The 15,340-nt window shown below is 66.9% G+C and carries 12 protein-coding genes and 1 pseudogene; 12 read left to right on the top strand and 1 reads right to left on the bottom strand.

The window, feature by feature from the left end:
• The 9 genes from AWC03_RS27970 to AWC03_RS21455 form a co-directional block, all read left to right on the top strand.
• On the top strand, window positions 1–117 hold a 117-nt coding region (locus AWC03_RS27970), incomplete at its 5' end, for a hypothetical protein (RefSeq protein ID WP_249025933.1).
• On the top strand, window positions 114–1,673 hold the full coding sequence (eccE, locus tag AWC03_RS21490) for a type VII secretion protein EccE (protein WP_085242735.1): 1,560 nt from the start codon (window positions 114–116) through the stop codon (window positions 1,671–1,673). The genes AWC03_RS27970 and eccE (AWC03_RS21490), both read left to right, overlap by 4 nt.
• 41 nt (window positions 1,674–1,714) lie before the next feature.
• Window positions 1,715–3,553 (top strand): type VII secretion AAA-ATPase EccA, encoded by a 1,839-nt coding sequence (eccA, locus tag AWC03_RS21485; protein WP_085242734.1) that lies wholly within the window; start codon window positions 1,715–1,717, stop codon window positions 3,551–3,553.
• 261 nt (window positions 3,554–3,814) lie between these two features.
• Entirely contained in the window at window positions 3,815–5,164 is a 1,350-nt protein-coding gene (gene mycP, locus AWC03_RS21480) for a type VII secretion-associated serine protease mycosin (RefSeq protein WP_085242737.1), read from the top strand.
• A 5-nt stretch (window positions 5,165–5,169) separates the two neighbouring features.
• Window positions 5,170–6,555, top strand: coding sequence for a type VII secretion protein EccE (eccE, locus tag AWC03_RS21475; RefSeq protein ID WP_085242733.1), 1,386 nt, complete (start codon window positions 5,170–5,172; stop codon window positions 6,553–6,555).
• 223 nt (window positions 6,556–6,778) lie between these two features.
• Window positions 6,779–7,090 (top strand): YbaB/EbfC family nucleoid-associated protein, encoded by a 312-nt coding sequence (locus AWC03_RS21470; protein ID WP_322858123.1) that lies wholly within the window; start codon window positions 6,779–6,781, stop codon window positions 7,088–7,090.
• 60 nt (window positions 7,091–7,150) lie between these two features.
• Complete coding sequence (locus AWC03_RS21465) at window positions 7,151–7,936, top strand: sulfotransferase family protein (protein WP_142278466.1); 786 nt, start codon at window positions 7,151–7,153, stop codon at window positions 7,934–7,936.
• A gap of 151 nt (window positions 7,937–8,087) precedes the next feature.
• Window positions 8,088–9,035, top strand: a complete 948-nt coding sequence (locus AWC03_RS21460; protein WP_158089992.1) for a glycosyltransferase family 9 protein — start codon at window positions 8,088–8,090, stop codon at window positions 9,033–9,035.
• Window positions 9,036–9,158: 123 nt separating this feature from the next.
• Window positions 9,159–10,799, top strand: a complete 1,641-nt coding sequence (locus AWC03_RS21455) for a DUF4254 domain-containing protein (RefSeq protein WP_249025932.1) — start codon at window positions 9,159–9,161, stop codon at window positions 10,797–10,799.
• A gap of 11 nt (window positions 10,800–10,810) precedes the next feature.
• Here AWC03_RS21455 and AWC03_RS21450 read toward each other — a convergent pair whose 3' ends face one another.
• Window positions 10,811–11,587 (bottom strand): glycosyltransferase family A protein, encoded by a 777-nt coding sequence (locus tag AWC03_RS21450; RefSeq protein ID WP_142278465.1) that lies wholly within the window; start codon window positions 11,585–11,587, stop codon window positions 10,811–10,813.
• 113 nt (window positions 11,588–11,700) lie between these two features.
• Here AWC03_RS21450 and AWC03_RS21445 point away from each other — a divergent pair, with 113 nt between their 5' ends.
• The 3 genes and pseudogenes from AWC03_RS21445 to AWC03_RS21435 form a co-directional block, all read left to right on the top strand.
• Entirely contained in the window at window positions 11,701–12,387 is a 687-nt protein-coding gene (locus tag AWC03_RS21445; RefSeq protein ID WP_249025931.1) for an FkbM family methyltransferase, read from the top strand.
• 506 nt (window positions 12,388–12,893) lie between these two features.
• Window positions 12,894–14,408 carry an EspB family ESX-1 secretion system-associated protein gene (gene espB, locus AWC03_RS21440; RefSeq protein WP_085242727.1) on the top strand — a complete coding sequence of 505 codons (1,515 nt, stop codon included), beginning with the start codon at window positions 12,894–12,896 and terminating at the stop codon, window positions 14,406–14,408.
• 143 nt (window positions 14,409–14,551) lie between these two features.
• A pseudogene (locus AWC03_RS21435) lies at window positions 14,552–15,340 on the top strand (secretion protein EspK); the annotation flags it as partial.

Raw genomic sequence — 15,340 nt, 5'->3', positions numbered from 1 at the left:
GCCACGAGCACGCCGCCGGACCACCGGGCCCGCAACATCGCGATCGGGTTCGTCGGGGCGGTGGCCGCCGGCGTGCTCGTGGCCGCCATCGCGGCGCGGCTCAGGAGGACGCGGTGAGGCCCACGCTGACCGGGTTCAGCCGCGGCAGCAACCGGCGGGTCGTCGGGGTGTGGGTGGTGTTCCTGCTCGCGGTGGCGAGTTGGGCCGCGGGCGGCTACATCGCCGCCGCGATCGCCGTGGTGATCGGCATCGCCGTGGTGTTCGTCCGGTGGTGGGGCCAGCCCGCGTGGTCATGGCTGGTGTTGTGGCGCCGCGGCCGCCGCCCGATCACGTGGGACGCTCCACTGACCGTGGCCAACAATCGATCCGGCGGTGGCGTCCGGGTGCAGGACGGTGTCGCGGTGGTGGCCGTGCAGTTGCTGGGCAGGGCGCACCAGGCCACCACGGTGACCGGTTCGGTGACCGTGGAGACCGACAACGTCATCGACGTCGTCGAATTGGTGCCGATGATGCACCAGGCGCTGGGTTTGACGCTCGACTCGATCAGCGTCGTCTCACTCGGCTCCCGGCACGGCACCATCGGCGACTATCCGCGGGTGTATGACTCGGAGATCGGCACCCCGCCGTACGCGGGCCGGCGCGAAACCTGGTTGATCATGCGGGTGTCGATCATCGACAACACGCAAGCGCTCCGCTGGCGCACGACCGTTGGCGCCGCGGCTATTTCGGCGGCACAGCGCATCGCGGGGCTGCTGCGCTGCCAGGGGCTGCGGGCCAGGGTGGCCAACGCCACCGACCTCTCGGAGCTCGACCGCAGGCTGGGATGTGACGCGATCGAGGGGGACACGCAGAGATGGAAGGCCATCCGCGGCGAGGGCGGCTGGATGACCACCTACGCGTACCCGGCCAAGGCGATCAACTCGCGCGTCCTGTCGCAGGCGTGGACGCTGCGCGTCGACGAGGTCATCCAGAACGTGACCGTGTACCCGGACGCGACCTGCACCGCGACCATCACCGTGCGCACACCCACACCGGCTCCCACCCCGCCCAGCGTGATCCTGCGACGGCTCAACGGGGAACAGGCCGCTGCCGCCGCGGCCAACATGTGCGGACCGCGGCCCCACCTGCGGGCGCTGCACCCGAGCCCGCTGCCCGAGCACCTGCTCACCGAGATCGGCCCGTCGGGCGTGCTGATCGGCAAGCTGAGCAACGGCGACCGGCTCATGATCCCCGTCACCGATGCCGGCGAGCTGTCAAGGGTTTTCGTGGCCGCCGACGACCCGGTCGCCAAGCGCATCGTGATCCGCACCGCCGGCGCCGGCGAGCGGGTCTGCGTGCACACCCGCGACACGACGCGTTGGGCCACCGTGCGGATGCCCGAGATCAGCGTCGTCAGCACCGTACGGCCCGCGCCGCGCACCACCGTCAGCGTCGTGGAGCACGTCGCTCCGATCTCGCCCACCCCCCGACCCGCGACCGTGATCACCATCGCGCCCTCGGGCACCAGGCTGCCCGAAGGGCACCGGCACAACTTCGAGGTGATCGTCGAACAGGTCGGCCCCGCAATGGTGCGGGTCAGCGCGGCGGGCAAGGACTGGCTCGTCGAGATGGACATGTTCCGCGCCGAGAACCGCTACGTGAGTCTCGAGCCGGTCACCATGTCGATTACCTAAGACGTCAACGAGTTTGAGGCATAGTTCCATGAGCGCACACGATGGGTGATCTACAAACTGCCCGTAGGCATTTCGACCGGGCCATGGCCGTCAAGAGCAGGCAGGGCCGGGCGGCGGCGCTACCCGAATTCGTCGCCGCCACCGACGCCGACCCGTCGATGGCCGACGCGTGGCTGGGCCGCATCGCGTGCGGCGACAACGACCTGGCGTCGCTGAAGAAGCTCTACGCCACCAGCGAATGGCTGCACCGCGAGACGACGCGCATCGGGCAGACGCTGGCCGCGGAGATCCAGTTGGGCCCGTACATCGGGATCACGGTGACCGACGCATCCCAGGTGGGGCTGGCGTTGTCGTCGGCGCTGACCATCGCCGGCGAATACGCCGAGGCCGACCGGCTGCTCGCCAATCGCGACCTGCTGGATTCGTGGGCCAACTACCAATGGCACCAGCTGGCCCGGGCGTTCCTGATGTACACCACGCAGCGCTGGTCGGACGTGTTGCTGGCGGCCGCAGAAGAGCTGCCCCCGCAGGCCATCATCATGTCGGCCGTGACGGCGTCGATCTGCGCGCTGGCGGCCCACGCCGCCGCGCACCTCGGGCAGGGCAGGGTCGCGCTGGACTGGCTCGACCGCGTCGACGTGATCGGGCAAACCAACGCCTCCGGCCGCTTCGACGCCGACGTGCTGACCGCCTCGATCGGGCCGGCCGACATCCCGCTACTGGTCGCTGACCTGGCCTACGTCCGCGGGATGGTGCACCGCCAGCTGCGCGAGGAGGACAAGGCTCAGGTCTGGCTGTCCAAGGCGACCATCAACGGCGTCCTGACCGAGGCCGCGAAGGCGGCGTTGGCCGACCCCAACCTGCACCTGGTCGTCACCGACGAGGAAACCATCGCCAGCCGCACCGATCGTTGGGACGCGTCGACGGCCAAGAGCCGCGACCAGCTCGACGACGACGCCACCGCCGGGCGGCGCGCCGAGCTGCTCGCCGAGGGCCGCGCCCTGCTCGCCAAGCAGGTCGGGCTGGCGGCGGTGAAGCAGGCCGTGTCGGCGCTCGAAGACCAGCTCGAAGTGCGGATGATGCGCCTCGAGCACGGCCTACCGGTGGAGGGACAGACCAACCACATGCTGCTGGTGGGTCCGCCAGGCACCGGTAAGACCACCACCGCCGAGGCGCTGGGCAAGATCTACGCCGGCATGGGGATCGTGCGTCACCCCGAAATCCGCGAGGTCCGCCGGTCGGACTTCTGCGGCCACTACATCGGGGAGTCGGGACCCAAGACCAACGAGCTGATCGAAAAGTCGCTCGGGCGAATCATTTTCATGGACGAGTTCTATACCCTGGTCGAGCGGCACCAGGACGGCACGCCCGACATGATCGGCATGGAGGCCGTCAACCAGCTCCTCGTCGCGCTGGAAACGCACCGTTTCGACTTCTGCTTCATCGGTGCGGGCTACGAGGACCAGGTGGACGAATTCCTCACCGTGAACCCGGGTTTGGCGGGCCGGTTCAACCGCAAGCTGCGGTTCGAGTCGTATTCGCCGGCCGAGATCGTCGAGATCGGGCAGCGCTACGCGGCGCCGCGTGCCAGCAAGCTCGACGACGCCGCGCGGGAGGCGTTCCTGGACGCGGCCACCACCATCCGTAATTACACGACGCCCGGCGGGCGGCACGGCATCGACGCCATGCAGAACGGCCGGTTCGCCCGCAACGTCATCGAACGCGCGGAGGGCTTCCGGGACACCCGCGTGGTCGCGCAAAAGCGCGCCGGCCAGGAGGTGACGGTCGAGGATCTGCAGATCATCACCGCCCCCGACATCGAGGCCGCGGTGCGCAGCGTGTGTTCGGACAACCGTGACATGGCGGCCATCGTCTGGTAATCACCACCCATTCGACGACCGGTGGACATCCGCCGTTCCGGTGCCGTTCACATTGCGCCCACGCGGGAAAAGCGTGCCGCGGCGGCTCTTTGGGGGGTTCCCGGCGCCGCCGGACGTAACCTGGCGCACTCTGGAGGAAACGCGTCATCGACGCGGCCGGGCATGCTTAAGATGCAGGCGGCGCCACGTCCGCGAATACTGCTCCCGAATAGTCGGCGGGCAGGACCGGCGCCGCGGCTGATCGAAATGGAGTGTCCGGCGGTGCACCGTATCTGGCTGATCACGGTGACGCTGACGATCGTGCTGTTCACCGCGCCCCCCGCGTCGGCGGTCGCCCCGCCCTCGATCGACCCGGCCGCGATGCCGCCGGACACGACGGGACCTGACCAACCACTCGAACAGCGCCGCGTCTGCAAGGCACCATTGACCTTGCCGGGAACCAACTTTCACGACGCGACGTGGTCCGACGCCTACCTGGGCGTCGGTGCGGCACACCGGTTCGCGACCGGCGCCGGCGTCACGGTGGCGGTCATCGACACCGGGGTGGATCCCTCGCCTCGGGTCCCCGCCGAGCCGGGTGGCGACTTCGTCGTTGCCGACGGCGACGGGCTCACCGATTGCGATGCGCACGGGACGCTGATCGCGTCGATCATCGCCGGCCGGCCCGCGCTGACCGACGGATTCGTCGGCGTCGCACCGGATGCCCGGCTGATCTCGCTGCGCCAGACGTCGGAGGCCTACGAGCCGAAGGACAACCAGGCCAACCAGAACGACCCCAACGCCTCGCCGGCGGCCGGATCCGTCCGCAGCCTGGCCCGCGCGGTGGTGCATGCCGCCAACTTGGGCGCCAACGTGATCAACATCAGCGAAGCGGCTTGTTTCAAGGTGAGAAAGCCGGTCGACGAATCCACTTTGGGTGCGGCCCTCAATTACGCGGTCAACGTCAAGAACATCGTGGTGGTCGTCGCGGCAGGCAACACCGGTGGCGACTGCGCGCAGAACCCACCGCCCGACCCGGCCATGCCGAACGACCCCCGCGGCTGGCAGCAGGTGCAAACCATCGTCACACCGGCGTGGTACGCGCCGTTGGTGCTGACCGTGGGCGGTGTCGGCCAGAACGGCGCGCCGAGCCCCTTCTCGATGCACGGCCCGTGGGTGGGTGCGGCGGCGCCGGCGGAGAACATCGTCGCGCTCGGTCCTGACGGCGAGCCGGTCGACGCCCTGCCCGGCAAGGACGGTCCGGTGCCGATCGCCGGGACTTCGTTTGCCGCCGCGTATGTCTCCGGGCTCGCGGCGCTGCTTCGGCAGAGGTTCCCCGAGTTGGCGCCGGCGCAGGTCATCAACCGGATCACGGCCACCGCGCGCCACCCCGGCGGCGGCGTCGACGACGCTGTCGGGGCGGGCACCGTCGATGCATTCGCGGCACTCACGTGGGCTATCCCGGCCGGCGCCCCGGCGGCTAGCCCGTTGATTGTCAACCGGATTCAGCCCCCGGCCCCTGTGCCGCCGCCTGATCACGGGCCCATCACCGCCGTCGTCGCGGGCATCTTCAGCCTGCTGGTCGCGTTGGGGCTGGCTACCCTGACCAGACAAGCCCTGCGAAGGCGCTGAATCCCATGAGGGCGTTCCGGTTACGGTTCTCCAGCGGCCACGCATTGTGGTTCGCGGCGATCGCGCCGCTGTGCATCCTCTTGTTCATGGGAACCCGCTACGAATGGGCGGGACCCACTCTGGTGGCGGTGGCCGCGGTGGTCGCCTTGGTGACGTTCCGCGGTCACCGGCTGACCGGTTGGATCGGTACTGCATGCTCCTGGCTGGTGCGGCGCCGCAGGCAGCCCGACGTTCCCTCCGAGCCGGCCGTCGGCGCCACCGTGCAGCCGGGAGAACATGTGGCCGTGCGCTGGGAGGGCGAAGTCCTGGTCGCCGTCATCGAACTCATCCCCCGACCGTTCACGCCGACGGTCATCGTCGACGGGCATGCGCACACCGACGACGTGGTGGACACCCGGCTGCTCGAGCAACTGTTGGAGATCAACTGCCCCGACCTGGAGGCCGACATCGTCTCGGCCGGCTACCGGACCGGTAAGCCGGCGTCGGCCGAACTGCTCAGCCTCTACCAGCAGGTGACCGGCACCGACCCGGCTCCAGCACACCGGCGGACCTGGATCATGCTGCGCGCCGAGCCGCAGCGCACCCGCCGCTCGGCGCAGCGGCGCGACCATGGAGTCGCTGGGCTGATCCGCTACCTGGTGTCGTCGGCGACGCGTATCGCCGACCAGCTCGCCGGGCACGGCGTCGACGCCGTCTGTGGACGCAGCTTCGATGATTACGACCACGCCACCGAGATCAGCTTCGAGCGCGAGCGCTGGTCAAAGATCAAGGGGAGCAACAACTTCACCGCGGCCTACACCGCGATCGGAGGCCCGGACGTGTGGTGGTCGGTGCACGCCGACCACACCATCACCCGGGTCCGGGTGGTGCCCGGCAGCACACCGCAGTCGACGGTGCTGCTGACCACCTCGGAGTCGCCGAAGAAGCCGCGGGGATTCACCCGCCTGTCCGGGAACCAGCGGGCCGCGCTGCACGGCCAGTCCCTGGTCCCCGACCGGCACTATCAGCTCCCGATCGGGTCGGCGGGCGTCCTGGTGGGCGAGACGGCGAACCAGTATCCGGTGTACATGCCGTTCGACGATGTCGACACGAGCATCAATTTCGGTGATGCACGCGCATTCATGCAATTCGCGGTGCGGGCCACCGCCGCGGGCGGCAGCGTCACCCTCGGGCCGCGTTTCGCCGAGTTCGCCGGGTTGATCGGTGCCCACGTGGGGTCGGAATCGAAGGTGGCGTGGCCCCACGCGACAACCTATCTCGGGCGTCACCCGGGGGTGGCGCGGGTGAGCCTGCGCCACAACGTGATCAGCACTCCGAGGCATCGCCAGCTCCCCATCCGACCGGTATCGCCGCCCGAGGAGAGTCGCTACCAGAGCGCGCTGCCCCGCTAGGGAAACGGCCGGCAAACTCCGGGTGTCATCGGACAAACGGCCAGGGTGTGGGGCGGGCAACAAGCCAAAAAGCCGTCACTGACCGGCGCCGGGTCACCCTAGACTGAGGGCCTGTGGTGGAGCGAGGCCATATTGGTAATCGGCCACGCAGCCAGGCGTCCCCGAGATTGAAGGAACCTCGCACATGACTAGCAGGGAACCACACCCGCAGGTTACTGAGACGTTGGCGCAGTTCGAGCGGTTCAACAAGGCCCTCGAGGACCAGATGCACCTTACGAACACCGAATCATTCACGGCATCGGACGAGACGGAAACCGTGGAAGTGACCATCAACGGGCATCGGTGCCTCGTCGACGTGCATATCGAAGACGGGCTGCTGCGGCTGGGCGCCGAAACGGTGCAGCGGCGCATCAACGAGGCGCTGGCCAACGCGCAAGCCGGCGCGACCGAAGCCATCCAAGCTCAGCAAGCGCAACTGGTCGCCAACCTCACCGACATTCTCGGCTCGCTGCAAAACACCGTGGGCATGAGCTGAGTAGCTCCACGACCGGCGACGCTGTTTGATGCGCGCCTGACACCCACGCGGGAGACGGCCGTGCAACTGTTCGTCACGGGGCCACCACGATCCGGGATGACCATGGTGACCCAGTTCCTCAACCACCACGGCAACATCAAGATTTTCGACGAGATCGATCTGCTCCAGGTCGGCAGGTACGGCGAGTCGGTGATCGGCACGCTGCAAGCGTTTTTGTTGGAACGAGGCGTCTACCAGGACTACCGGCGTCGCGCAGGGGAAACGGCCGACCCGGCACTGGTCCTGCGTACGTTGATGGGCGAGATCGCCGGCCCGGGCGTCATCTGGGGCGAAAAGAACCCCAGGTACGCGACCCAGCTGGCGGCCCTCCAGCGCAGCTTTCCGGAGGCCGCGGTGCTCTTCGTCCTGCGCGATCCCCGAGAGGTCGTGAATTCCTGTCTGGTGCATCGGGAATCGCCATACCGGACACCGATGGACTTCTGGATCAAGGATTCGGTCGCCGAAGCGCTGGCGCTGGTGCAAAGCAGCTTGGAGCCGCTCGAGGCCGACGACGCCGATTTGGTCGTCCTGCGTTACGAGGACTTCGCGGGGCGGCCGACGGCGACGCTCGACGCGGCCCTGCACCGGTGGAGCCTCACCTTCTCCGACAGCGCCGTTTCGCTCGCCCATTCAGCGCCCGAAACCGTCGGCGACCACCAGTTCTCGCGAGACGGTGTTGCGCTGCCGTGGAAGGTCGGCAACCTTTCGCCCTTGCGCCAAGCACCAACCATCCGGGACCGGGTCGACGCCGGCGATCGGGTCTGGGGCCAGGTTGAAACCCTTGCGCGGCGGTTCGGTTACGACTGAACGGGTCCCGCGGATGCTGGCAGAGTCTAAGCTCTGCCGGAGGATGGTCGGTTCTGAGCGAAACCCCAGGATCCCCGGGCCGGACTCGGTAGCCGCCGGGCGTGGCCTGCCAAGCGATCTGCTGCGGGCGGGCACGCCCGCAGCATGTTTCGTGTCCAATATCGGGGACTCCCTGTTGACGTTGCCGGCGCTGAGAGCGTTGGCCGAAATGTTCACCTCGCCACTCACGCTGATCTGCCCCAAGGTGGTGTTCGACCTGTGCTTCCGCGAGATCAGCGACCGGCATGTGGACACCACAGGATTGCCCCTGGCGGGACCGCACCCCTTACCGGGATCACTGCCCCGAGCCCGCGATTACGAAACCCTGGCGGCGGAGATCGGCGCCGTCGATGTCTTCATCGACACCCTGACGTGGAGCGCGTTGTCCAGCACCGTCATTCGGCCCCTGGTTGAACGCCTGGCGCCGACGACGACCATCGGCTTCTCGACCGACTATGGTTACGACTTCGTGGTCCCCAGGGAACAGGTCCACTACGCCGACTTGATGTTCAAGTTGCCGCGCCTGTTCGACCCTTCGCTGCGAATCGAGAGCTACGCCCAGCCGGTACCCATCCCACCATCGGTGCAGGAACAGGCACGGGCGATCCGCGCGGCCGTGCCGGCGGGGGTCAAGGTGCTCGTCGTGCACGCCGACACCGATTGGGAGGAAAAACGTTGGCCGGCGACCAGGTTCATCGATCTGCTGGACCGGTTCTTGTCGCGCCGTCCCGATTTCGTGGCCTGGGTCGTGGGGATGGGGCATGAGGAGCTCAACGTCGGGCGTGAGCGCGACCGGGTGATTCCCCGGCTTGGGCTCCCGCTCGACCTGACCATGAGCATGGTGGCCAGCGCGGACCTTTTCGTGGGGATCGATTCGTGCATGTTGCATGCCGCCGACCTGGCTCGGGTCCCGGGCGTTGGGTTGTTCGGTGTGACGCGGGCCGAGACCTGGGGCTTCCGGTTTGGGCCGCACCGGCACCTCGACATGCCGGTGATGGCGGATATCACCGTCGAGGCGGCGCTCGGTGCGATGGAGGATCTGGCCGGAGAGCGCCGGTAAGCGATGGCCCGAACCGGTTTCGCCGGTACACCCGTGGTGAGGGCCGAAGCCGCCGGCTAACGCGACGCGACACGGTCGGCTTATGGTTCTAAGCTCTGGCGAAGGATGGTCGGATTGCGCGAAATGACGGTGCTGCAGGGCGGTCATGCGGTCACGGTTGAGCGTGGCATGCTGAGCCAGTTGCTGCACGCGCGTACGCCCACGATTTATTTCTCCACCCTTATCGGCGACTCGGTGCTCACGCTGCCGACCCTGCGCGCGTTGGGCGAGCTGTTCACCGCCCCGCTTACGCTGGTCTGCCCGAAGGTCGCCCACGACCTGTGCTTCCGCGAAGTGGATTCCCGCCTTGTCGACATCACGGGCTCGCCGCCGGTCGGGCCCTCGTTGGGGCCCCCCTCAAACCGAACCCTCGACTATGACGCCGTGGTGTCCGAGATCGGTCCTGTCGATCTGTTCATCGATGCCGTGCCGTGGGAGGTGCCTTCGAACGCGTTCCTGCGGCCTCTGCTGGAACGTCTCGCACCCGCGACGAGCATCGGCTTCCCGACCGGCGTTGCGTACGACGTCGTGGTGCCGCGCGATGTGCCGCACTCGGCCGACCTGACGTTCAAGTTGGCGCTGCTGTTCGATCCTTCGGCGCGGATCGAGACCTACGCGCAGCCGGTGCCCATCCCAACGCCGGTCCAGCACGACGTTCGATCGATCCGTGCCGCCTTGCCCCGCGGGACGAAAGTCCTTGCGGTGCATGCAGATACCGGCTGGGTGAAGAAGCGGTGGCCGGTTGTCCGGTTTGTCGAACTGCTGGACCGGTTCTTGTCACGCCATCGCGATTTCGTGGCCTGGGTCGTGGGGATGGGGCATGAGGAGCTCAACGTCGGGCGTGAGCGCGACCGTGTCTTTCCCCATCTCGGGGCGCCGCTCGACCTCACCATGGGCCTGGTCGCCGAGGCCGATCTTTTCGTGGGGATCGACTCCTCGATGCTGCATGCGGCCGATTTGGCCCGCGTGCCGGGGGTCGGGCTCTTCGGCGCGACGCAGTCGGCGACGTGGGGTTTCCGGTTCGCGCCGCACCGGCACATCGATGCGGACAGCATGCTGGACATCACCGTGGAACGGGTGCTCAGCGCGATGGAGGAGCTCGCCGAAGAGCACGTCTATACCGCGGCGCGACTTCGCGACGGCGCACCCGCTGGCGTACAAGACGATTCGCCCGACGCGGAGCTATTGTCCGCGGTGCGGCAGTTCCACGACACCGCGCTGTCCTGGCATGGCGCCGACCCCGCCACCGCCGCCGATGACGGCAGCATCGCCGCCAAAGCCCTGCACCTGCACGCGATGAACTTCGGCTTGTGGCATCACGAAGACGCCGTTCGCCGGCCCGGTGCCGGCGACGACGAGGTGGCTCGCCGGAAACGTTGCATCGACGACCTCAACGCCCGGCGCAACGCGGCCATCGAAGACATCGACGCCGCCCTGCTCGCTCGTCTCAATCCCAACCGCAGCGCCGCGCTGCACACGGAAACCCCCGGCACAATCGTCGACCGACTTTCCGTCCTGACGCTGCGGATCTTGCACACAAACCGATCGGAACGCGGCGCCTCGCACCTCGGGGTGCTCGGAGAGCAGTACGACGACCTCCTGCGCGGGCTCGAACGGTTCCTCACCCGGATGCGAGACGGCGACCTCAGATTCAAGCTGTACAGGCAATTCAAGTCGGCAGATCAGCGAGGTTACTGTGCGCTGTTCGAGTCCCGCGACGCGTGACGGCCAAAGGATCAATAGGCCGCCGAGTTCCACCATTCTTCCCAGTCCAGGTACGGGTCCTTGTGCTCTTCGTATTGAAGGTGCAGCGCCAGCGAAGGTATCGGGGTGAAAAGTGTCACCTGCTCCCGCCAGATCTCGTTGATCGTCGAAGCTTCGAAGATGTGATTCGCCACGCCGTAGGGCGTGCTCGAGTATCGCCCGAGCCGGTCGAAAAGCTCCCAATTCCTCCGCAACGTCGCGGCTTCAACCCAGCAGGTATTCGTGGTGTGCGTATTGGTACGCCAATGCCTTTTCGTGCCGTACACCACGCGACAATCCTCGTGACTGAATATCATGCTCCAATAATTCTTGGGATCGTCGTACGGATGCAGAGCCACTTCCCGCCCGCCGAGCTTGTCCTTGAACAACGCGTGCGCTGCCAGCATCTCCTCGATGGCCGAAGGCGTATGCAGGTAATCGTCCTCGACGAAATAGACCACCTCGCGAGCATCCTCGCGCGCCCGGGAAAACGATGCCAGACAGGATGCGTTGTAGCCCCGGTCCTCGAGCGCGACGAATTCAACCGGGTAGGTGCATGTCGAAAGTATCCGGCGCAGAACCGAGACGGTCTCGGCCGAGGAGTGGTCATCGAAGACACGCAAAACGATGTCCCCGTCGGCTTGATTGATCGATGTCACGAGCGATCGCGCGCACCGCAGCATAATTTCGCTTTTCGGGGCGCCGACGTATCGATGCGGCCCGTGCACGCTTATGTCGGAATGGGTCTGAAGGTGTATGTCGAGTTTCACTGCCGGCTAGCCTAGCCGGTTTCGGGCTGAGCCCGTGTTGTGGCCGATGCGCCGGGCCGGCACTGATGGCGTGTTAGCGTTGCCCGGTGTATTGGATCGCGAATGGTCCCGATATCGCGGTGAGACGCCATTTTACCGAATCCGACTGGAACCGCACTCTGGTGAGTGAACTCCAATGCCGCCGGGTGAACGTCGTGTTTGATGTCGGCGCCAATTCAGGACAATACGCGGCCGGTCTCCGTGCGGCCGGCTTCGAGGGCCGCATAATCTCTTTCGAACCGCTGTCCGGGCCGTTCGCCGTTTTGGAACGCGCGGCTTCGGGCGATCCGCTTTGGGATTGCCGGCAGTGTGCGCTCGGCGATCATGACGGGACGATCGAGATGAACGTCGCCGGCAACGCGGGTGCCAGTAGTTCCGTGCTACCCATGCTGAAAAGCCATCGGGATGTCTATCCCGAGGCGAACTATGTCGGGACCGAAGATGTGGCGATATGCCGACTTGATTCGATCGCGCCGGCTCTGCTGCGGCCGGGCGATGTGGCCTTTCTCAAGGCCGACGTGCAGGGGTATGAGAAACACGTGATCGCCGGGGGCGAGTCAACGGTCAATCGCCACTGCACCGGGGTACAACTCGAATTGACCTTCGTGCCTTTGTACGAGGGCGGCATGCTCGTCCAAGAGGCCCTTGACCTGGTGCAATCTCTGGGCCTTACCCTCAGAGGGTATTCGCCCTTTTTCATCGACGTCCGTGATGGCCGAGTATTGCAGGCCGACGGCGTCTTTCTCCGCGGCGACGAATGATCCGAAATGCTCGGAGAACCGGTTCGCGACCCCACTGACCTGCGGCGGCCGGTCGAGCGCGGCCCCGGCGCAGGCCGCAATGGCGAGAACCGCCCCGCCACACGGCGTTCCGCCTCGGTCCGCGCTTGCCACGATCCGAATTTCCGGTGCGCTCCGGCACCCGGATCGATGCACCGCAAAGCCGCACCAACCGGCGTCATTAGGCAAAAAATCGCCGCGCGTGGGCCCTGTTCGGTGGAATAGGATGGCACACGGTAGTGGCTGCGGCGTCACTGCACCGCCCGCATGGCCGGCAAGACGAGAGGGGTGGTGGTCGGTGGTTGCGCGATTTCTGCCTGCCGGTGTCGTCGGAGCGGGCGTGCTCCTCGGCGGCACCCACGTTGTGTCGCACCGCCGATTGCGGGATCGCCCGGTTTCCGGGCTCACGCGCGACCGTTCCCCCGATGGCGTACCCAGGACGTGATCAACCGAGGATGCTGGCTTCAGCACAAGGAGAATGAGCCGACATGACGCAGACGCTGAACGTGGAATACCAAGAGCTGATGGCGCGCGCGGACGAAATCGAGCGACCCCTCCCCGCAATCCCTTCCACCAACCCACCGGGACCGTGCGACATCTCTTTCGTCAAGGATGCCGCCGTACAGCTTGCGCAAAACGCGGACCAGATGCGGACGTATCTCAAGGCTTGCCAACGGGAATGGCAGACCCTGGCGAAATCGCTGCGGAATGCGGCCAAGGCCTACGAAGAGGCCGACGAGGGATCCGCGGCGGCCATCGACAAGACCATGAACGACGGCTCGGGAGGGACGTCGGCTTCCGCGGGCGCAAGCGAACAAGTCTCGGCCCTGTGCGATCCGGACGAGGACTTCAGCGGATATCTGCCGCCGCCGCCCCCACCGCCACCGGCCTTCCAATATCCCTATTACGAGGTCCGGCAGGCCGCGAAGGATATCGAAGCCGGCGACCAGGGCAGAGCGTTCCGGGCATTCGCGACCGAATGGGATACCTTCCAGCTGAATTTCCAGCGGGAGACCAGCGACCGGTTCCGCCCCTTTGTGTCCTGGGAGGGCGACGCCAGGACCACCGTTGAGACGAACTTCGCCCAACAGCGGCAATGGATATCTTCGATGGTCGCGAAGTGCCGCCAGCTTGCCAAACAGGCCAACATCGTCGTGGACGCCCACAAAAGGGCCACCCTCACGACCGGCTACGAAAACCAGCACGCGCAGGAAGGCGCGCATCCCACCACATACGAGGTCTCGCAATGCGATTATTGGTACCAGCGTTATACGCAATATAGCCAGTGGTACATTTCGCTCGCCATCGAATGGTACGAGAAGCTGCAGGCACAGTCCGAATCGGTGCTGGCCCAATACGTTTCGAACGGACAGATACCGCTGGCGCAGATCGTTCCCGACAACCCGGTCCCGGCCACGCGCATTGACGCCCCCAAGACCGACGACGGCACCAAGGACCCCAGCAAGCCCGACAACCCATTCGATCCCAACAACCCGTCCGACCCCAACAACCCATTCGACCCGAACATCCCCCTCAACGAGGGGGGCTCTCCGTCGGCCGCCACGCCCACCGTCCCGTCGGTTCCCGGCATGCCCACAGCGCCGCCGGGGGCGGACACCGCGAAGCTGGACCAGGCCGTGAAGGACTTGAAGAAGGGGGCCGCCGGCATGAAAGGAGGGGTCAAACCGGCGTCGCTCGGGGGCGGTGGAGCCGGCATGCCCTCGGTGCCGTTACAGCCCGCGATGGAAACCGGCGCGGCTGCCGGTCCCGCGTCGGCGGCCCCGGGGGCCGCGGCGGCTGCGGGCCGCGGGCTGCCGGGCGTGGGCGGCGCGATGGGCGGCGGCATGGGCGGCGGCATGGCGCCCATGGGCGGTCAAGGACAACAAAATGCCGGCAAGGGCAAACGCGTGCAGTCCGAGGACGAGTCGATGTACACCGAAGAGCGGCAATGGACGGAGGGCGTCATCGGCAATCGACCGCGCAAGGCCGGCCCTGACAAGTAGTCAATGCCCGGCCGGTCGGTCATTTTGCCGCAGTTAGCCTGTCCCCACGTCGATTACGCTTATTACCCATGAGCTTCGGCACCCGCCAACTCCCCAGTCCGCCCGTGCCGGCGGCATGTTCGGAGAGGGGAGAGGAGTAGCCGATGGGTATTGCGAAGCCGAGCGGTGCATACGCCGAGCAGATGCTCGAGCCGGGCGGGTGGCCGGAAGTCGATGAGGATGCCCTCTATGACCGGGCAGTGGAGTACACCCAGGTGTTGCGGGAAGTCACAGACGTCTTGGACACCTGCCGGCATCAACGGAACGAGATCTTCGGTGGCGGTGTCTGGTCGGGCGGCGCGGCGAGCGCCGCGGACGGCGAGCTGGGGACGAACATCAATGAGTTGATGACGCTGCAAAACGGGCTGGCCACCGTCATCACCTGGGATCGGTATACCGCCCAGTCGATCGAGCAGGCCAAGTCGGACATCACCGACAACGTCGAAACCGCACAGCAGCAGATCAGCATTCTGGAAAACGATTCCGCCCTGGACGCCGCCGAACGCGCCACCGCGATCAACAACGTGGTCATGACGACGCTCGGGGCCAACGTCAGCACGATGGAAGGCACGGCGGAGCGAATCCTGGCGAGCAAGGCGTGGAAGCCACCGCCCAACGCCCTGGACGACCTGCTCGACCAGAAGACGCCGCCCCCGCTCACGCTCCCCGACGCGACGCCACAGACCCCGCCGGTCGAGGAAGACCGCCCGCGGCCAGGCCCCGAACAACCGAGCACGATACCGCCCGCGCCGGCGCCGCCGATGACGCCCGCGCCGTCCCTGCCCGGGATGCCGACGCCGGGCGGTGGCATCGGCGGCGGTCCTCAGCCGACTCCGGTAGCACCGCCCGCCCCCGACGGGCCGGCTGTGCCAGGGGCCCCCGCCCCCGGCGCC

Source organism: Mycobacterium europaeum (genome assembly GCF_002102155.1).
Lineage (GTDB): Bacteria > Actinomycetota > Actinomycetes > Mycobacteriales > Mycobacteriaceae > Mycobacterium > Mycobacterium europaeum.
The sequence above is the reverse complement of the archived record's forward strand: the minus strand, read 5'-3'. Positions and strand labels throughout refer to the sequence as shown.